Source organism: Lysinibacillus sp. DFXJR4 (assembly GCF_057196045.1).
The window spans coordinates 182,967-202,760 of sequence record NZ_JBXUNW010000001.1 but is presented as its reverse complement, the minus strand read 5'-3'; the positions used below and the strand labels follow the sequence as shown (position 1 = coordinate 202,760).

The following is a 19,794-nucleotide window of genomic DNA, read 5'->3' as shown; positions in this document are numbered from 1 at the left end:
ATCTTACAATATAAACTGTGACAAATCTTTGTTTTTTACTATACCCGCTAGTTTTTGATCAACATATGCGGCAGTGATCGGAATATTTGCTGGTGCAATCTCTGATGCCTCAAACGATAATTCCTCTAGCAAGCGCTCTAAAATCGTATGCAAACGTCGTGCTCCAATATTATCCGTTTCTTGATTGACCTCAGTTGCAATTTCGGCAATACGTTCAATGGCATCTTCCGTAAAGTTAATCTCTACACCTTCTGTTTCTAATAATGCCTTATACTGCAAAATAAGCGATTGATCTGGTTCTTGCAAAATACGGACAAAATCTTGCTTCGTTAATTTTTCAAGTTCTACCCGAATTGGGAAACGCCCCTGTAGTTCAGGAATTAAATCGGATGGCTTTGACATATGGAATGCTCCTGCAGCAACAAAGAGCATATAGTCCGTTTTCACAGCGCCATACTTTGTTGTAACTGTAGATCCCTCAACGATTGGCAGTATATCACGCTGTACACCTTCTCGAGATACATTCGCAGAAGAGTTACTTTCTTTACTAGCAATTTTATCAATCTCATCAATGAAGATAATGCCTGATTGCTCCGCTCTTACTATAGCTTCTTGAGCAACTTCATCTGCATCTATAAGTTTGTTCGCTTCCTCAATTGTTAAAATGCGTCGCGCATCCTTGACTTGGACTCTACGTTTTTTCGTTTTTTTAGGCATCAGGCTAGATAGCATATCTTGCATACCATTATTAGCAGACATATCCATACCGGTTCCTTGTAATGCATCAAAAATAGAAGGACTTTGCTCTGTTACTTCAATAGTAATCCACTCGTTTTCTAATTTACCATTACGTAAATCAATCGCGATTTGTGCACGTTTTGAACGTACCTCAGTCTCTTCAGATGAGTTTTCATCAGTTGACTGCTGATCTTTGCCACCAAACAGCATTTCGAAAGGATTTTGCATCGATTGTTTTTTTCGCAAGGAGGGAACCAATAATTTAACAATTGCCTCATTCGCTAATTCTTCCGCCTGGTCTTTCACAGACTCCATCATCTCTTCTTTTACAAGTCGATGAGAAGCTTCTACAACATCACGTACCATAGACTCTACGTCACGTCCAACATAGCCTACTTCTGTAAATTTTGTTGCTTCCACTTTGACAAATGGTGCATTCGTTAACTTTGCAATTCTTCTTGCAATTTCTGTTTTTCCGACACCTGTTGGCCCTATCATTAAGATATTTTTTGGAATAACCTCTGCCTTCATGTCATCATTTAACAACGAGCGGCGATAACGATTACGTAAGGCAATAGCAACTGCTCGCTTCGCTTCATTTTGTCCTACAATATAACGGTCCAGATGCTCAGTAATTTGTCTTGGCGTTAAATTATTTTGCGTCATTAGCTCAGCGCCTCCACGATAATATTATGATTCGTAAATACACATATTTCAGCAGCAGTTTCGAGTGCTGCTTCAGCAATTTCACGAGCAGACATTGTTTCACCCGCATATTTTTTCAGTGCTCGGCCAGCAGATAATGCATAGTTTCCACCAGAACCAATGGCTAATATACCATCATCAGGTTCAATAACTTCTCCAGTACCAGAAACAAGAAGAAGTGTGTTTTTATCCATTACAAGGAGCATTGCCTCCAACTGGCGCAGCATTTTATCACCACGCCATTGCTTCGCAACTTCTACGGCTGCACGTTGTAAATTACCATTGTATTCATTTAACTTTCCTTCAAACATTTCAAAAAGTGTAAAGGCATCGGCAACTGATCCAGCAAAACCAGCAAGGACTTGCCCATTAAACAGACGTCTGACCTTCCTAGCCGTACCTTTCATCACAACTGCATTCCCTAAGGTCACTTGACCATCACCAGCCATTGCGCAGCCTCCATTATGATGAACTGCAAATATCGTTGTCGCATGAATTTGTCCCATTCGTCTTCCTCCTTAGCTTTATTATGCCCTTGGATGAGCATTCATATATGTTTGACGAAGATGCTCTTTCGTTACATGTGTGTAAACCTGCGTAGAAGATAAATGTGCATGGCCTAATAATTCCTGCACCGTACGTAAATCTGCGCCATTATTCAATAAATGTGTAGCAAAAGTATGACGAAGCATATGAGGATATATTTTCGTATGGAGTGAGGCTTTGTCAATCATTTCTGTTAAAATATGACGTACCCCTCTAGGAGTAAGTTCCCCACCACGCATGTTGACAAACAATTGCTGATGACTTGTTTTTTTCATCAATCGTGGACGAGCTTGCTCTATGTAATCCTGCATCGCTAAACTCGCAAACTGACCGAATGGAATAATACGCTCTTTTCGTCCTTTTCCCATTACTCGAATAATTGAATAATGAAAATCTACATCCTTCACTTGAATTGAAGTAAGTTCACTCACACGAATTCCTGTCGCATATAACAGCTCTAATATAGCCATATTTCTGATTGATTTCAAATCATCACCAGTATTTGCATCAAATAGCTGCATTAATTCCTCTTCGTAGAAAAAACTTGGTAAACGTGCTTCTTTTTTCGGATGATAAAGTGAACGAAATGCTCCATCATCTATGCCGAATTGTCTATTTAGAAAACGAAAAAAGGAGCGTATGGAAGATATTTTTCTAGATACTGAAGATCTTGCTCTTTTTTCATCGTACAACTTTGTTACATAAAGACGTGCATGTATATACTCAACACTAGCTAAATCGTTGACACCCTCTGCCTGTAAAAAGGTTAAAAAATCTAGTAGGTCTGATTCATATTCTCGCACCGTATGAACAGAGAAGTTCTTTTCTACCTGGATGTAAAGCATGAACTGTTCAAGTGCATCTTGGGACGAAACTAACATGAAAAGATTCACCACCAATGAATTATTAATAATCTTCTCAAATGACGAACACTTACAATTTAAATGGATAAGCTTATCAGTTACCTATCGTTAACAAACATACATACTGACACTATACCTATCTACATAATATAGCAAGTGATAATGGTTATATTTTGAGAAAATCTCCATACAAAATAATAAAATACGTGTTAATCAGCATTTTGTCTACAAAAAAACAAAAGCCTCTAAGAGTATAACAACTTTTAGAGGCTTATTGCAATTAAATTGTTTGTGAATTCACAAAATTACAAATTGTGCTTATTGCACGGTTAGCATGCATCTCAGCACGCTCTGGTTTGGAACGACGGCCTGGTGGCAATTCAGGGAAAATTCCAAAGTTAACATTCATCGGTTGGAAGTTTTTCGCTTGCGCTTCTGTTATATAACGCGCCATACTGCCTAATGCTGTTTCGAATGGGAAAATAATTGGTTCCTGCCCCAATGCTAAACGAGCTGCATTAATCCCTGCAATTAGTCCACTACCAGCTGACTCAACATACCCTTCAACACCTGTCATTTGACCAGCAAAGAAAATATTTTTTTGTTCACGAAGTTGATAAGTTTTCTCTAATACCTTCGGTGAATTAATAAAGGTATTTCTATGCATGACACCATAACGAACGATTTCCACATTTTCTAACCCAGGAATTAGCTGCAGTACTTCTTTCTGTGGTCCCCATTTTAAATGTGTTTGGAAGCCAACAATATTATAAAGAGTACCCGCAGCATCATCTTGGCGTAATTGGACAACTGCATATGGGCGCTTACCTGTCTTCGGATCTTCAAGACCTACTGGTTTCATCGGTCCAAATAACATTGTTTTCTCCCCACGAGCTGCCATTACTTCAATTGGCATACAGCCCTCAAAGTAAATTTCCTTTTCAAATTCTTTCAAAGGTACAACTTCCGCTTCAATTAATGCTTGGCGGAAACGATCAAACTCTTCCTTTGTCATAGGACAGTTTAAATAGGCTGCCTCCCCTTTATCATAACGGGATTTTAAATATACTTTATCCATATCTATACTATCTTTTTCGATGATAGGTGCAGCTGCATCATAAAAATAAAGATAATCTAATCCTGTTAAGCCTTGAATTTTTTCAGCTAAGGCTTTTGATGTTAAAGGTCCTGTTGCAATAACTGTTATACCTTCCGGAATTTCTGTGACCTCTTCATGAATAACTTCCACAAGCGGATGGTTTTTCACCGTCTCTGTCACATATCCAGCAAATTCGTGACGGTCTACTGCTAATGCACCCCCAGCAGGGACTGAACATTGGTCTGCCGCCTTTAAGATAACAGAATCTAGCATACGCATTTCTTCTTTAATAACGCCTACAGCATTTGTTAAACCATTCGCACGCAAAGAATTTGAACATACAAGCTCTGCAAATTTATCGGTATGGTGAGCTGGTGTTTGCTTTACTGGACGCATTTCATAAAGTTTAACTTTCACACCACGTTTGGCAATTTGCCAAGCCGCTTCGCTTCCTGCAAGGCCCGCTCCTATTACATTTACTACTTGTTCTGTCATGTGCTTACCATCTTTCTATCATTGAGTTGGTGCTTCTTCATAGTCACATTTCGTACACTGAATTTGTACACCTTTTTTAATTTTTTTCTCTACTAATAATGCACTACATTTTGGACATGGTCTACTAATTGGCTTGTCCCATGAAACAAATTCACACTCAGGGTACTGATTACAGCCATAGAATAAACGCTTTGTTTTACTTTTACGCTCTACAATCTCACCAGTTTCGCACGAAGGACATTTTACGCCAATTGGCTTCATAATCGCTTTAGTATTGCGACAATCCGGGAAGTTTGAACAAGCCATAAATTTCCCATATCTTCCTAGTTTAAAGACCATTGGTGACCCACAAAGCTCACAATCTTCGCCAGCCGGCTCATCTTTTATAACGACCTTTTCCATCGCCTCATCTGCATATTTTACATGAACCTCAAAATCTTTATAAAACTCTTCTACAACATTTTTCCATTGCCGACTACCTTCTTCAATATCATCTAAATCTTGCTCCATTTGTGCTGTGAATTCGATGTTTATGATATCTGGGAAAAATTCTAGTACGAGTTGGTGCACGATTTCTCCTAGCTCTGTTGGCATAAATCGCTTTGCATCTAACACGACATAGCCACGGCGCTGAATTGTATCGAGGGTCGGTGCATATGTGGATGGGCGCCCTATACCTAGCTCTTCCATTGTTTTTACAAGACGCGCCTCTGAATAACGTGGTGGTGGCTGAGTAAAATGTTGCTTTGGCTCGATTTCAAGAGATTTTACTTGATCGCCAACTTCCATTTCAGGTAGAAGCTTTGTAGTTTCCTCTGTCTGATCATCAGTACCTTCAATATATAGCTTCATAAAGCCTGCAAATTTAACTTGTGAGCCATTTGCACGGAATAAAACATCACCATTTTGAAGGTCTACAGCAACTGTATCAAGTATAGCTGGCGCCATCTGGCTTGCGATAAAGCGTTCCCAAATTAAACGATATAAACGTAATTGATCACGGCTTAGAACTGCTTTTAATTCATCTGGAGAACGCATTGTGCTAGTTGGACGAATCGCCTCATGGGCATCCTGTGCATTTGATGCTTTTTTTGCCTGCTTCGTATCTGTTGAGATATATTCTTTTCCGTATTTCGATTCAATATATGCAATCGCTTCCGTTTTTGCAGTATCTGAAATACGAGTTGAATCAGTACGCATATAGGTAATTAAACCGACAGTTCCCTCTTTTTTACCAATATCAATTCCTTCATATAATTGTTGTGCCAACATCATTGTCTTCTTCGCACGGAAATTTAACTTACGTGCCGCTTCTTGCTGTAATGAAGATGTCGTAAAGGCTGGTGCAGCATTTCGTTTACGCTCTTTCTTTGAAACATTAACTACATTAAAATCAGTACCCTTTACATCTTTTAATATAGCCTTTACCTGTTCTTCATTTGTTAATTTAATTTTTTCTTTGCCATTACCATAGTAAAGTGCATCAAACGTTTTTTTCCCCTTCTCAAAAGAGCCCTCAATTGTCCAATACTCTTCAGGTTGGAAATTTTTAATTTCATTTTCACGATCAATAATCATGCGCAGTGCTACAGATTGAACGCGTCCTGCTGATAATCCCTTTTTAACCTTTTTCCAAAGAATTGGACTAATGTTATAGCCGACAAGTCTGTCCAATATACGTCTTGTTTGCTGTGCATCCACAAGATCCATATTAATAGGACGTGGGTTTTTAAAAGATTCAATAATTGCATCTTTTGTTATTTCGTTAAACACAACACGACAATCTGAATGAATATCGATATTTAACGCAGTCGCAAGGTGCCAAGCAATCGCTTCTCCCTCGCGGTCTGGATCGGCCGCTAGATAGACTTTCTTCACTTTTTTTGCTGCAGTCTTTAATTCCTGTAAAACAGGCCCTTTACCACGAATAGTAATATATTTAGGTTCAAAGTTATTTTCAGCACTAACGCCCATCTGACTACGTGGTAAGTCACGAACATGTCCGATTGACGCTTTTACTTTATATTTTTTTCCTAAATAACGTTCAATTGTTTTTGCTTTTGCTGGTGATTCTACAATCACTAAATAATCCGCCATCTATGTCTCCCCCTTAGCGAGGTCTATTGCTAATTTTTTAAGTTACCTGTTGCAAAATGTATAACAGATTTTAAGATAATGCAACTTTTTTTCAATTTTTGTTAGAAAAGAGTGCAAGTGATGCAACGATTTCATGACCATTACATACTGGAATAGCTCCTTCTACCAGTAATCTATTCGTCCCTTTTGATTGCTCAGCATCAATTGGACCTGGCACAACAAATACATCTTTTCCCTGCTCCAGTGCGCATTCCGTTGTAATAAGCGTACCACTTCTTAATGAAGCTTCTGTGACAACTAATGCTTGGGACAAGCCACTAATGATACGGTTACGCATAGGAAAATGCCATTTCTCCGGCTTCATGTAAGGTGGATACTCCGTAACTAATAAATGATGCTCCGCCATACTATCTGCTAAGGCTTTGTTTTCCTTTGGATATATATAATTAAAACCATGACCAAGCACTGCAATTGTCTGTCCACCAACTTTTATAGTTGCCTCATGAGCCATCGTATCTGCACCTCTTGCAAGCCCGCTCACTATCGTATACCCGTGTTCAACGAGAGGTGGGACAATTAAGTCCATCGCGGTTTTTGTATAAGCTGTAGCCTTTCTAGAGCCTATTATAGCCACTTGTTTTCCTTTCATTAATTGCAAATACTGACCTTTCACATACAATACAGTAGGTGGGCTGGAGATTTCAAATAATTGCGCTGGATAAAAAGGATGATGAAAAGGTATGGGGAAAATATGGGAACGATCATATGCCTCTTCAAACGACCATGTCATAATTTGTCGAAAGCTTCGAGAAATTTGCAAGGCTTTGTGCGATGATATTTGCAATGCATTTGCGAGCTCATTAGGGGTTGCTTCTTCAAAATAACTTAATAGATCTACTGGAGACAGTAATTGCTGAAGTTTTTGAAGTGGTAACGGGTAAATATAATGCAAAGCTAGTAATCTTTGTGTATCGACTGAAAAGATCATTTAAAAACCTCCCTTTAATAATAGAAGAAAGATAAATGACCGCAATCTTTTGAGCAAGGCAGGAGAAGTACTTTAATTTAAGTCCAATTAAAGTAAAAGAAAAAGATGTAGCCACAATGTGCTACATCTTCCATTTTAATGGGTTTTACACTTTTCGTATAGCCCTTTTTCTTTAATTACTTTAATAAGTGTTTCACCAATGACAGATGGCGTTTCAGCTACTTCAATACCAGCAGCATTCATAGCCTTGATTTTTTCAGCGGCTGTACCTTTACCACCAGAAATAATAGCACCAGCATGGCCCATACGTTTTCCTGGGGGTGCAGTTTGTCCACCGATAAAGCCAACGACAGGTTTCGTCATATTTGCTTTAATCCATTCAGCAGCTTCCTCTTCAGCAGTACCACCGATTTCCCCAATCATCACGACTGCATATGTTTCTGGGTCATTATTGAAAGCTTCTAATACATCGATAAAGTTTGTACCATTGACAGGGTCTCCACCAATACCAACAGCTGTAGTTTGACCAATACCCTCTTGTGTTAATTGGTGAACGGCCTCATATGTTAATGTTCCAGAGCGAGAAACTACTCCTACATGTCCTTTTGTATGAATATAGCCAGGCATGATACCAATTTTACATTCATCTGCTGTAATAACTCCTGGACAGTTTGGTCCTACAAGGCGAGTTTTTTTACCTTCCATATAACGTTTAACCTTTACCATATCAAGGACAGGTATATGTTCTGTTATACAGATTGTTAATTCTAATTCAGCATCTACAGCTTCTAGAATTGCATCCGCAGCAAATGGAGCTGGTACATAAATAACTGATGTAGTTGCACCTGTTGCAGCTACTGCTTCTGCTACTGTATTGAATACAGGTACTCCTTCGATTTCAAGACCACCTTTACCTGGTGTTACACCTGCTACGATTTTAGTACCGTACTCAAGCATTTGTTTTGTATGGAAAAGCGCTGTTTCGCCTGTAATCCCTTGTACAATTACCTTCGTATCTTTATTAATAAATACAGCCATTATTCTCCCTGCCTTCCTTAGCCTACTAGTCCCACAATTTTTTGTGCACCGTCAGCCATTGAATCCGCTGCAACGATGTTTAAACCAGATGCATTTAAAATTTCTTTTCCAAGTTCTACATTTGTACCTTCTAAACGTACAACTAATGGCACAGCTAAGCCAATTTCTTTAGCAGCTGTTACCACACCTTCAGCGATAATGTTACATTTCATAATTCCGCCAAAAATGTTCACGAAAATGCCTTTTACGTGAGGATCAGAAAGGATAATTTTGAAAGCTTCTGTTACTTTTTCAGCTGTTGCACCGCCCCCTACATCAAGGAAGTTAGCGGGGCTTCCGCCGTAATAGCTAATTGTGTCCATTGTAGCCATAGCAAGTCCAGCACCATTAACCATACAGCCAATGTTGCCATCTAGTGAAATATAACTAAGATCATATTTAGATGCTTCGATTTCCTTTGCATCCTCTTCATCAAAGTCGCGTAATTCGACAATATCTTTATGACGATATAATGCATTTGCATCGAAATTAAATTTAGCATCTAAAGCTAAAACATCTCCTTGACCAGTTACAACAAGTGGATTGATTTCGACAATTGAAGCATCCTTATCGATAAATGCTTGATATAAGCCTAACATTAATTTAACAGCTTTCCCTACAAGGTTTGCTGGAATATTCATATTAAACGCCATACGACGTGCTTGGAAGCCTGTTAATCCAACGACTGGATCTACCACTTCTTTGAAGATTTTTTCTGGATGTGCTTCCGCTACCTCTTCAATATCCATGCCGCCCTCTTCAGATCCCATCATTGTCACACGGGATGTTGCGCGGTCTAATACTAAACTTAAATAGTACTCTTTTTGAATATCAGAACCCTCTTCAATATATAAGCGTTTTACTTCTTTTCCTTCAGGACCTGTTTGATGAGTCACTAAAATTTTACCTAGTAATTCCTTTGCGTACGTACGCACCTCGTCAAGGTTTTTAGCGATTTTTACACCGCCCGCCTTACCGCGTCCACCTGCATGAATTTGCGCCTTGACTACCGTTACATTAGAGCCAAGTTCCTTCGCTACTTTCACTGCCTCATCAGGGGAAAAAGCTACTTTTCCATTTGGTACAGCTACACCATACTTTCTCAGAATCTCTTTCCCTTGATATTCATGGATATTCATAATACATCCTCCCATCAAACATTTGCATAAAATTGTTTTACTAACATAATCTATTCTAACGAAAGATTCTGATAAAGTCTACACTTTGTCTTTTGTTCGAATTTTCTCTCTTGTTATGACATTTTCTTCTACTTCGTGTACTAAAACAGATTTTTCAAACTATCAGAATTATTTATCTTTTCTATTTTTTTGCGCATGTTGTTGATCTAAATGATAAATAAATGCAAAAACCTCCGCGACAGCTTGATACAATTCTTCCGGTATCGACTCATTTAAATCTAATTGCCCAAGTAATTGAACGAGGTTCGGATCCTCATAAATCGGCACATTGTGCTCATTTGCTCGTGCTAAAATATTTTCTGCTATTTTCCCTTTTCCTTTTGCTACGACTTTTGGACTATCAAAACGACCTAGCTTATATGTGAGCGCGATAGCCTCTTTTCGAGTAAATTTTTCTTCACTCATACCCGGAAATCCACCCCATTATGTTCCTCCTGCTGTTCTACTACAGCGGTTATTTTTTCAGGTTTAGCTTTTTCAAATTGTTTAATAAATACTCCTGAAAGTTGATAATTTTTTTCTGCTAAGCCAATTTTTAATGCTGCTTTTAATGGTTCTGCAAGAGGAACAACGTCATTATGTTCATTAAATACTGTCACTGTTACGACACGATTTTGAACCTGCATATCAATTACGGTTTCTTTCATTGATTCCATTTGTAAATAAAATAAAATACGCGCATAATTGGCATCTATTTTTCCATCTTCCTTCATGCGTCCATTCCATTGTAGTGTTGCATCCATTTTTCTGCCGAAGAATTCTAGCGGTACTTGCATAATAAGTTGATGCTGATGCCCATTCTCTCCAGATACAAGCTGCATGCCATTCATACGAGCCATTAACATTTCTGCCGCTTCCTTCAACTGGGGTGTAATTTGGGCATCCTGCAAGAGTGTATGAAGTTGAGGCTTTAATTGATGTGCAATCACTTGTAAATCCGCAGATTTATTATTAAGTGCAGCCTCATAGCTAATACCTAGATTCTTCAATACCGTTTTTAGAGCGTGCTCCATTGCTTTATTATCCATTGAGTTTTGCACCTGTGCATCTGCCTGTGTAACCATTTGCTGAATGAAAGATTGTGGAGATTCTACACTACTTTTCATAAGATTTCTCATCCATGCTTCGCTCTGTAATGGAGTAATTACATCATTTTTTACTAATGATAATAAATGGTCCTTCACTGAAAGAGCATTACTATCCTGTGTGAATAAACGATCTGAAGCATTCTGTGCAAATGCTTTTATGAGTTGTTCCTGCATCTGCTTTGCAAAAATCTCTAATGTTTGTTTAGTAGCTGGTATTTGGTTTAGCCTATCGATTAATTGATTAATTTGCTGTTTTTGCTCATTCGTTAATAGGTTTTGGTTGGCTGTCCATGATTTAAGATCGTTGATAAGCTGATTTTTATCTTCAGGGCTTGTCGTTAGAATTGTTTGAATAACTTGTCCTGCCTGTTGAGGTTGAATTGGTTGACCAGACTTGGCTGCGTTAAGATTTGACCAATTTTGTAAAGTAGCTTGCTGAGGCACTATCCCTGCCTCTTTTAAAATATTCAAAGCTTGAATCTTTTCACTCATCGAGGCAGCTTCACTCGTTAGTAGTTGAATGGACTTCGCGAATATTAAACTACCTGTTTCTACCTCAAACGGCTTTGCAATTGCCTGTACTTGTTGCATTAGATTTTGCCTTAGGCTTTCTGGTAAAGATGTATCCTTTGCTAAAACTTGAGTAAAGTTTTCCATAACGGAATTCATCCCTGTAGTTTTTTGCCCACTAATAAGTGCTTGAAAAACTTCATTCGTCATCGGCATTTTTAGCTCTACCATTTTTTGAATCGCTTGTAGAGCATCCATTTTAGTAATGCCTTCAGGTAAAGCCTTTAACCACATTTCTGCCTGCATCAGCTGCTCTTTTGAAATCGGTAATTCCGCCTTCATAAAATGAGCTAGAAGCTGTTGCATTTCAGGTGTCTTTGGCAAATTCATAGATTCAAGTAATTGATTGATTTGTTGACTTGAAGAAGCCGTTTGTACCATCGGACCTGTCACTACTTTTAGTTCCGTTTGGGGACTTGTGCCTGTTACCTGAAAGAAATGTGTGTCTCCTGCTTTTAGCGGTGCTTCAAGCTTAGCAATAAACTTTTGTTGACCAACCTGTATTTCAGCCATTTGATCTGGATAAAGCTGCTTAACTGTCCCATGAAATAGTTGACCCTGTTTCATCGCTAACGGTTGATTCGTTGAAAGCGCCTGTGTTTGTGCTGCAATCGGATTAAATGATGTAGATGTCATATCATTACCCCTTCATCATAGATTTTATCGGTTCAAAACTTGCTCGGTGATGAATAGTCGGTCCATACTTAGCAAGTGCCTCTAAATGCTGTTTTGTGCCATAGCCTGCATGTTGCTCAAAGCCATACTGTGGAAACTCTTGTGCAAGCTTCTCCATATATTCGTCACGCGCCGTTTTCGCCAAAATAGAAGCTGCAGCAATCGCTAAGCTTTGTGCATCCCCTTTAATAATCGATTTCTGTGGTAAATTGATTGGCAGTGTCATGGCATCTGCTATAACAAAGTTCGGTTTTATTTTTAGTGTCTCTAAACTTGTGACCATTGATTGTTTCGTTGCCTCATAAATGTTGATGTCATCGATTACTTTAGTATTTTGAAAATGTATGCTATAGCTTATTGCATGCTCCCTTACTAACTTACTCATTTTTTCTCTTGTTTCTTTTGACAGTTGTTTAGAATCATTTAAGCCTAGCAATGCCTGACAATTTTCAGGTAGAATTACGGCTGCGGTAACGACAGGGCCTGCTAATGGTCCACGCCCAGCCTCGTCTATGCCAGCAACTAGTTGGCCAAATTGTGCATCAAATGCAATTTTCGCATCATGCTCCCGTTGTAATTGTTGCTTTTTTTCCATGCGCTTTAAAAATTGCTGCCACGCTTTCTGTACGCCTGCTCGTCCATCTTGCTGGACGGTATCCATCCACGGTTCATGTGCTGTAGCGGCTTTTAAAGCAGTTGTAATTTCTTTTATTGTTTGCATTGTGGTATTACCTCATCTCTCTTATGTATATCGGCTTGTTTTTTTAATTATATAATAAAATAAAGATAGGGCTTGTAAGGAAAGAAATGCATTTCCCTACAGCCCTTTTTTCACTTTTGTGAAATTATAAATTATTTGTCATTGCCTGTATGCTAGCAAGTGCTTGATAACCTATTATGCAGCAATAAAATAGCCTACCCCCTATGCTGGCTATCTATATCGGCGAATAGCTCCTTCCCCTCAGAGGGTAATGCAATCTCAAGCACCCTAAAAGTTATTCGTAGTATTCAACCGTAAAAAACAGCTGTCGAGATTCTTCATTTTCTCGACAGCCGTTTTATATCCTTCTATTCTTCTGTTGCCTCTTTTTCCAGTTGCTCATCAACAAAATCAAATGTTAGTTTGCCTAATTGTAAGCCCCGAATATCACGTACGATTAATTGAGCTACTTGGTCATAATCAATTTCGCCGCCTTGTCCAAAGACACGACGAAGCTTACCGATATGATCGAAGGTTTCCACTAAATCCTCATGGAGAAACTCAAAGCCATAGCGCTCCTCCATACGCTTTGGATAGTGAATAGATAAAAAGCGCAACCCATAAACAGCTAAGTCTTCCATATTTGTTATGGTATCTTTTATAGCACCGGTTAATGCCAATTTATAGCCTACTTCCTGATCTTCGAATTTTGGCCATAAAATACCTGGCGTATCAAGTAATTCAAGCTCCTTCCCAACTTTTATCCATTGCTGGGCCTTTGTTACACCCGGCGTATTTCCTGTTTTCGCAATATTTTTTTTAGCTAGGCGATTGATTAGTGTTGATTTTCCTACGTTCGGAATACCGACAATCATCGCACGGATTGCTCTAGGCTTCATCCCACGCGCTTTCATACGCTCGAATTTTTCTTTTAAAATTTCTTGTGCTGCTTTCGTTACCAATTGTAAGCCTTTGCCTTCAAGAGAATTGATGGCCACTGCCTTATGACCACGCTGTGCAAAATAATCTACCCACTTCCGTGTTTCCTGCTCATCGGCCATATCTGATTTATTTAAGATAAGAAGACGCGGCTTTTGATTGATTACTTCGTCTATCATTGGATTCCGTGAGGATAATGGTAAACGTGCATCAATTAATTCGAATATAATATCCACAAGCTTTAATTTTTCTGTTACTTCTCTTCGGGCCTTTGCCATATGCCCCGGAAACCATTGTATAGTCATATCTATACCTCCTAAACTAAAAGAAAAAGGGAGTGTAAGTTCTCCCTTTCTTGCATTGCATTACTTTACAATTTTTATATCACTAAACGGCCAGAAAATTAGACTTGTATTCCCAATAATCTCTTTCTGATCAACAAGTCCAATATGACGACTATCCTTACTGTATCGACGATTATCTCCCATTACAAACACAAAGCCTTCTGGAATTTCCTCAAGGTTTACACCAATATCTTTTAATGAAAAATCTTCTGTTAATGTACCTTCAGTAATCTGTGATTTGTAGGCATCTAAATAGGGCTCATCGATTGGTTCACCATTTATATATAATTGATCATTTTTATATTCTAATGTCTCTCCAGGTAGCCCAATAACACGTTTAATATAGTTTTTCTTCTCTGGAGCATGGAACACTACTATATCAAAGCGTTTCGGCTCTCCTATTTTATAGCCAATTTTGTTCACAATCATACGGTCGCCATTTTCAAGGGTTGGCATCATAGACTCACCATCTACTGCAATCGGTGTAAATAAAAAATAACGAATAATTGCTGCAATCGCAAATGCAATTAGAAGTGCCTTCGTCCATTCCCATAATTCATTCTTTTCCTTCACTTTTTTTTCCATCGAGATTTGCCCCCTTGTCTATCCTCATTTTAGATGATAGCTATTTAAGATGACAAGCAAAAAGAAAAGGAGCTTGCAATACAAGCCCCTCACTTTTAAGCCATAATTATCGAATTTCTTTAATACGAGCAGCTTTACCACGTAGGTTACGTAGGTAGTAAAGTTTAGCACGACGTACTTTACCACGACGTACAACTTCTAAGTTAGCGATTTTTGGTGTGTGTACAGGGAAAGTACGTTCAACACCTACACCATAAGAAATTTTACGAACAGTGAAAGTTTCGCTAATACCGCCACCACGACGTTTAATAACTACACCTTCGTATACTTGGATACGTTCACGAGTACCCTCTACTACTTTCACGTGTACTTTAACAGTATCACCAGGACGGAAAGCTGGTAGATCAGTGCGAAGCTGAGCTTTTGTAATTTCTGCAATAATGTTTGACATTGTTTTCTCTCCTTAGACAGATGCTCTTGCACGCAATCTATGCCACAGCGGAACACCGTAATTCAGTACTTCACATAGAAGTACAGATTAGATGTTATCACAAATATAAACAGCAATCAAGCATCTTTATGGTTGTTTTTAAGTTTTTCTATATACACTTTTTGTTTATCTGTTAATGGATAGTTTTCTAGTAAATCTGGGCGACGCTCCAAGGTTCTTTTGAGTGACTGCTCTTCACGCCACTGCTCAATTTTTGCGTGATTCCCTGATAGTAAAACATCAGGTACCTTCATTCCGCGAAAATCAGCTGGTCGCGTATAATGAGGATGCTCTAAAAGACCTGTGGAAAATGAATCTTGTATATGGGACTCTTCCTGCCCCAAAACGCCCGGTAGTAATCGTACAACACTATCAATAACCGTCATAGCTCCTAGCTCTCCACCAGTTAAAACGAAATCTCCAATAGAAATCTCGTCTGTGACAAGATGTTGCCGGATGCGTTCATCATAGCCCTCGTAATGACCACATAAAAAAACAAGCTCCTTTTCCTGTGCTAGCTCTTCAGCCTTTCTTTGAGTAAAGCGTTCTCCTTGTGGACACATTAAGATGATTCGGGGATTTTTCCCAGCTGTAATTGTCTCAACAGCGCTAAACATTGGCTCAGGCTTTAATACCATGCCTGCACCACCGCCATAGGGATAATCATCCACTTGATTATGCTTGTTACCTGAAAACATTCGAATGTCAGTAACTTCTAGCTGAACAGCGCCTTTTTCCTGCGCCTTCTTCAATATGGAGGCACCAAAAACGCCTGCAAACATATCAGGAAACAGACTTAATACATGAATGTTCATCATAGTAGACCATCCATTACATGAATCACAATTCTTTTGTCATCAACATTAATTTCCTTGACGATGTCTTCGATATATGGAATGTAATGCTCTTTTTTAGCACCCTTTACCACCCATACATCATTGGCACCTGTTTGAAGAATATCAGACACTACACCAATCTTTTCTCCTTCTTCAGAAACAATCTCACAGCCAATGATCTCATGAAAGAAAAATTCGTTTTCCTGTAATAAATCATCTGTCATTTGGTCCTTCGTTACTTTTAACAGACCTTCTTTAAAAGGCTCCACCATATTAATATTGTCCATGCCTTCAAACGTTAATAAAATAAAATTTTTATGACGACGCACGGATTCAATTGTTACCCATGTTGGTTTTTTATCATCTTTTTTAAATGCTGCAAGTCTATTCCCTACTGCAAATCGTTCTTCTTCAAAATCTGTTGTTGATAAAACTCGCACCTCGCCACGAATTCCGTGCGTATTGACTATACGACCTACATTAAACCATTCCACAAATTTCACCTCATATCAATTTCGCCTTGGCGTAATTGCGTCCGGATTTTGAATTGTGCACGCACAATTCATTCCTTTGAAAATCCGTGACATCTGCCAGGGGATTTATCTTCATTCAGTAGGTGTTTGGATACCCACTGAAAAGGAACCAAAACTGCATTCATTTCACTACCTGTAGAGGTGGGAGTCTTCTGATGAATGAAGATAAAAAATGTTAAAACATGCTGCCTCCTTCAAGCTACTTGCTAATCAGAGTTTAAAAGTAACCATTCTCTCACTTTCCTCTAAAAAGCAGCTGAACATTTTGGAGAAGATGTTTTAGCTTAAGTATCTCAATGTTATTATGCTCAATTATCTCTCAATATAATTGCTTTAAGTTTTACCGATGAGGCACAAGGAAGCAGTATCATATAAATGCTTTACCGCTCACACTTTAATGATGAAAGATAAAAAAAGGAAGGAACCGGCAAGCTCCCTCCTCCATAGTCCAGATTTTACGCTCCAGGCTCAAGACCACTCCGAATTCCTAAATGCATGTAAACATACCAATCAGGACTTTCCTGTGCTTGTCGCGTGTAAAAGAGCGTGAACATCTTTTCTATCAATCCAATATATCGACGTAGGTCTTTTTTTGATGGTGACTACCTGCCGCTGAATAAACAATTGTACGAATCGCTTTCGCTACTCGCCCTTGTTTGCCTATGACTTTCCCTCGATCCTCTGGATGAACAAAAAGTTTATAAACAATTCGATTTGCATTTTCATCCGTCTCAATACGAACTTCTTCTGGATAATCGACTAACGGTAAAACGATTGCTTCAATCAGCTGCTTCAAAAACGTCGCCCCCGATTATTTACTGAATTTTTGGTTATGGAATTTTTCCATGATTCCTTGTTCTGAGAACAGGTTACGTACTGTATCTGATGGTTTTGCACCGTCAGCTAACCATTTAAGAGCTTTCTCTTCATCGATGTTTACAGTAGCTGGTTGAGTTAGTGGGTTGTAAGTACCAACTGTTTCGATTTGACGACCGTCACGTGGTGAGCGAGCATCTGCAACTACAATACGATAGAAAGGAGATTTTTTAGCTCCCATACGTTTTAAGCGAATTTTAACTGCCATTTTAATAGCACCTCCGAATAAGTTTCACACAAGATAGTATATTATCAATGTTTAGGTTGTTTGTAAAGTGTTTTTTCTTAACACCTAAAAATTATTATTTAAACAATGAATCAAAGCCTGGTAATTTCATTTTTTTCTTACCTTTACCACTTGCCATTCCAGTCATTTGCTTCATCATTTTTTTCATTTCATCAAATTGCTTTAATAGACGGTTCACCTCTTGAATAGATGTTCCAGAGCCTTTTGCAATACGCTTTTTACGGCTACCATTAATGATCTCTGGATTCGTCTTTTCTGCCGTTGTCATCGAATAAATAATCGCTTCTACACGGCCCATTTGCTTATCATCTACTTTAACATTGTCTAAGCCTTTAATTTTGTTCGCGCCAGGTAGCATTTTCAAAATTTCATCAAGAGGCCCCATTTTCTTCACTTGCTGTAATTGTTCAACAAAATCATCAAATGTAAAGGTTTGGGATTTAAATTTTTCCTCTAATTCTTTGGCCTTTGCTTCGTCAACATTTGCCTGAGCCTTTTCAATAAGCGATAGAACGTCACCCATTCCTAAAATACGAGACGCCATTCGTTCTGGATGGAAAGGTTCCAGTGCATCCATTTTTTCGCCCATACCAACAAATTTAATTGGTTTCTGTGTAACGGAACGAATTGATAATGCTGCACCACCACGTGTATCCCCATCAAGCTTTGTTAAAACAACTCCGGTAATACCAATTGCTTCATTAAAGCTTTCTGCTACGTTTACAGCATCCTGACCCGTCATAGCATCCACAACTAGGAATACTTCATCTGGCTCCTTTAATGCACGTATATCTTTTAATTCCTGCATTAAATCTTCGTCGATATGCAAGCGGCCCGCTGTATCGATAATAACGACATCATGATGCTCTTCTTTTGCCAGCTCAATTGCCTGACGTGCAATTTCTACAGGAGAAACATCAGTGCCTAATGCAAATACAGGAAGAGATAACTGTTTACCTAATGTTTGTAATTGCTGAACAGCCGCTGGGCGATAAACATCCGCTGCTACTAGTAGTGGCTTACGGTTATATTTTTTACGTAACACATTCGCCAGTTTACCTGTAGTTGTCGTTTTCCCCGCACCCTGTAAGCCGACCATCATAATAACAGTTGGTGGCTTTGTATTAAATTTAATGGGGCTTTGCTCGCCACCCATTAATTCCGTTAATTCGTCCTGTACGATTTTAATTACTTGCTGGCCAGGTGTAAGGCTTTGCATAACATCTACACCAACCGCACGTTCACTAACCTTTTTCACGAATTCTTTGACTACTTTTAAGTTAACATCCGCCTCGATTAAAGCAAATCGGACTTCACGCATCATTTCTTTAACGTCTTGTTCCGATACCTTACCTTTACCTTTAATCTTTTGGATCGTTCCTTGGAGTCGTTCCGCTAATCCTTCAAAAGCCATTGCTTTCGCCTCCTAATCCCATTCTTTCAACTGCTCAATAAGCGCTAGCTGTTCTTCAGCCGTCATGTTTTGTTCTGTAATTCCTGCTGTTAGCTGCGCAAGCATTTGTGTACGTTTTTGAAATTTGTCTAATAAACAAAGTTTTTCTTCATATTCTTCAAGCATCGCTTCAGTTCGACGAATATTATCATAAACAGCCTGACGTGAAACTCCGTATGATTCAGCGATTTCACCAAGTGAGTGATCATCTAAATAATATAGTTCCATATAACTACGTTGCTTATCTGTTAATAGTGCTTGATAAAAGTCGAAGAGAAAGTTCATGCGTGTTGTTTTTTCAAGTAGCATCGAATGTTTCTCCTCCCGTCCTTAGTCATTTGTATCATAACGAAAAGCGCCCGTCTGTGTCAAGGTAATTCCCTTGTCTAAAAGCTTTCACTAACTGCTTTCAGGCGTCTTTCACCTATAGCAAGCATTTCTCTTTTAAACAATGAAATGTCCATTTTACAGACGAGCTTTTTACTTAACTAAATTATGCCCCAGCGTATATGCTTCCAGAATAATCGAAATCGATCAAAAAGTCCCGCTTCAGTAAATATTCTTAAGGGAGTTTTCCTGATTCAGCAGGCGTTTGTACCCCACTTGAGTAGGAAAAAATCGCATTCATCTCGCTATTTATAGAGGGGGGCG

20 protein-coding genes are annotated in these 19,794 nt (G+C 38.8%); all 20 read right to left on the bottom strand.

Annotated elements, in window-relative coordinates:
• Positions 1–3: 3 nt before the first annotated feature.
• The 20 genes from hslU to AC2CGN_RS00845 all read right to left on the bottom strand — a co-directional run bounded on the left by hslU (position 4) and on the right by AC2CGN_RS00845 (position 19,452).
• On the bottom strand, positions 4–1,404 hold the full coding sequence (gene hslU / locus AC2CGN_RS00940; protein ID WP_429980609.1) for an ATP-dependent protease ATPase subunit HslU: 1,401 nt from the start codon (positions 1,402–1,404) through the stop codon (positions 4–6).
• Positions 1,404–1,949: an ATP-dependent protease subunit HslV gene (gene hslV / locus AC2CGN_RS00935; protein WP_286926848.1), complete on the bottom strand. Its 546-nt coding sequence runs from the start codon at positions 1,947–1,949 to the stop codon at positions 1,404–1,406. Before hslV ends, hslU begins: the two co-directional genes overlap by 1 nt.
• Before the next feature lie 21 nt (positions 1,950–1,970).
• On the bottom strand, positions 1,971–2,870 hold the full coding sequence (xerC, locus tag AC2CGN_RS00930) for a tyrosine recombinase XerC (RefSeq protein ID WP_429980608.1): 900 nt from the start codon (positions 2,868–2,870) through the stop codon (positions 1,971–1,973).
• Positions 2,871–3,132: 262 nt separating this feature from the next.
• Positions 3,133–4,446 (bottom strand): FADH(2)-oxidizing methylenetetrahydrofolate--tRNA-(uracil(54)-C(5))-methyltransferase TrmFO, encoded by a 1,314-nt coding sequence (gene trmFO, locus AC2CGN_RS00925; protein WP_286926850.1) that lies wholly within the window; start codon positions 4,444–4,446, stop codon positions 3,133–3,135.
• An 18-nt stretch (positions 4,447–4,464) separates the two neighbouring features.
• Positions 4,465–6,543 (bottom strand): type I DNA topoisomerase, encoded by a 2,079-nt coding sequence (gene topA, locus AC2CGN_RS00920; RefSeq protein WP_429980607.1) that lies wholly within the window; start codon positions 6,541–6,543, stop codon positions 4,465–4,467.
• A 91-nt stretch (positions 6,544–6,634) separates the two neighbouring features.
• Positions 6,635–7,531 carry a DNA-processing protein DprA gene (gene dprA / locus AC2CGN_RS00915; protein ID WP_484511604.1) on the bottom strand — a complete coding sequence of 299 codons (897 nt, stop codon included), beginning with the start codon at positions 7,529–7,531 and terminating at the stop codon, positions 6,635–6,637.
• A 135-nt stretch (positions 7,532–7,666) separates the two neighbouring features.
• Positions 7,667–8,569 carry a succinate--CoA ligase subunit alpha gene (gene sucD / locus AC2CGN_RS00910; protein WP_283871148.1) on the bottom strand — a complete coding sequence of 301 codons (903 nt, stop codon included), beginning with the start codon at positions 8,567–8,569 and terminating at the stop codon, positions 7,667–7,669.
• Between the two features lie 17 nt (positions 8,570–8,586).
• Positions 8,587–9,747 carry an ADP-forming succinate--CoA ligase subunit beta gene (sucC, locus tag AC2CGN_RS00905; RefSeq protein WP_283871147.1) on the bottom strand — a complete coding sequence of 387 codons (1,161 nt, stop codon included), beginning with the start codon at positions 9,745–9,747 and terminating at the stop codon, positions 8,587–8,589.
• Between the two features lie 168 nt (positions 9,748–9,915).
• The gene (locus AC2CGN_RS00900; protein WP_283871146.1) at positions 9,916–10,212 is read right to left on the bottom strand and encodes an EscU/YscU/HrcU family type III secretion system export apparatus switch protein; all 297 of its coding nucleotides are present in this window, start codon (positions 10,210–10,212) and stop codon (positions 9,916–9,918) included.
• A complete protein-coding gene (locus AC2CGN_RS00895) occupies positions 10,209–12,101 on the bottom strand; it encodes a hypothetical protein (protein ID WP_286926854.1) in 1,893 nt (630 codons plus the stop codon). The genes AC2CGN_RS00900 and AC2CGN_RS00895 overlap by 4 nt, the downstream gene beginning before the upstream one ends.
• Positions 12,102–12,105: 4 nt before the next feature.
• A complete protein-coding gene (locus AC2CGN_RS00890; RefSeq protein WP_286926855.1) occupies positions 12,106–12,861 on the bottom strand; it encodes a ribonuclease HII in 756 nt (251 codons plus the stop codon).
• A gap of 347 nt (positions 12,862–13,208) precedes the next feature.
• A complete protein-coding gene (gene ylqF, locus AC2CGN_RS00885) occupies positions 13,209–14,084 on the bottom strand; it encodes a ribosome biogenesis GTPase YlqF (protein WP_283871143.1) in 876 nt (291 codons plus the stop codon).
• A 60-nt stretch (positions 14,085–14,144) separates the two neighbouring features.
• Positions 14,145–14,708 carry a signal peptidase I gene (lepB, locus tag AC2CGN_RS00880; protein WP_429980601.1) on the bottom strand — a complete coding sequence of 188 codons (564 nt, stop codon included), beginning with the start codon at positions 14,706–14,708 and terminating at the stop codon, positions 14,145–14,147.
• Between the two features lie 106 nt (positions 14,709–14,814).
• Positions 14,815–15,159, bottom strand: coding sequence for a 50S ribosomal protein L19 (rplS, locus tag AC2CGN_RS00875; RefSeq protein ID WP_054770625.1), 345 nt, complete (start codon positions 15,157–15,159; stop codon positions 14,815–14,817).
• Between the two features lie 116 nt (positions 15,160–15,275).
• Positions 15,276–16,013 carry a tRNA (guanosine(37)-N1)-methyltransferase TrmD gene (gene trmD / locus AC2CGN_RS00870; protein ID WP_429983942.1) on the bottom strand — a complete coding sequence of 246 codons (738 nt, stop codon included), beginning with the start codon at positions 16,011–16,013 and terminating at the stop codon, positions 15,276–15,278.
• Positions 16,013–16,528: a ribosome maturation factor RimM gene (rimM, locus tag AC2CGN_RS00865; protein WP_286923839.1), complete on the bottom strand. Its 516-nt coding sequence runs from the start codon at positions 16,526–16,528 to the stop codon at positions 16,013–16,015. The genes trmD and rimM overlap by 1 nt, the downstream gene beginning before the upstream one ends.
• Positions 16,529–17,129: 601 nt before the next feature.
• Positions 17,130–17,363, bottom strand: a complete 234-nt coding sequence (locus tag AC2CGN_RS00860; RefSeq protein ID WP_004269410.1) for a KH domain-containing protein — start codon at positions 17,361–17,363, stop codon at positions 17,130–17,132.
• Between the two features lie 15 nt (positions 17,364–17,378).
• Positions 17,379–17,651: a 30S ribosomal protein S16 gene (gene rpsP / locus AC2CGN_RS00855; RefSeq protein WP_004269411.1), complete on the bottom strand. Its 273-nt coding sequence runs from the start codon at positions 17,649–17,651 to the stop codon at positions 17,379–17,381.
• 94 nt (positions 17,652–17,745) lie between these two features.
• Positions 17,746–19,104 carry a signal recognition particle protein gene (gene ffh / locus AC2CGN_RS00850; RefSeq protein ID WP_283871140.1) on the bottom strand — a complete coding sequence of 453 codons (1,359 nt, stop codon included), beginning with the start codon at positions 19,102–19,104 and terminating at the stop codon, positions 17,746–17,748.
• 12 nt (positions 19,105–19,116) lie between these two features.
• A complete protein-coding gene (locus AC2CGN_RS00845) occupies positions 19,117–19,452 on the bottom strand; it encodes a putative DNA-binding protein (RefSeq protein ID WP_286923842.1) in 336 nt (111 codons plus the stop codon).
• Positions 19,453–19,794 lie beyond the last annotated feature (342 nt).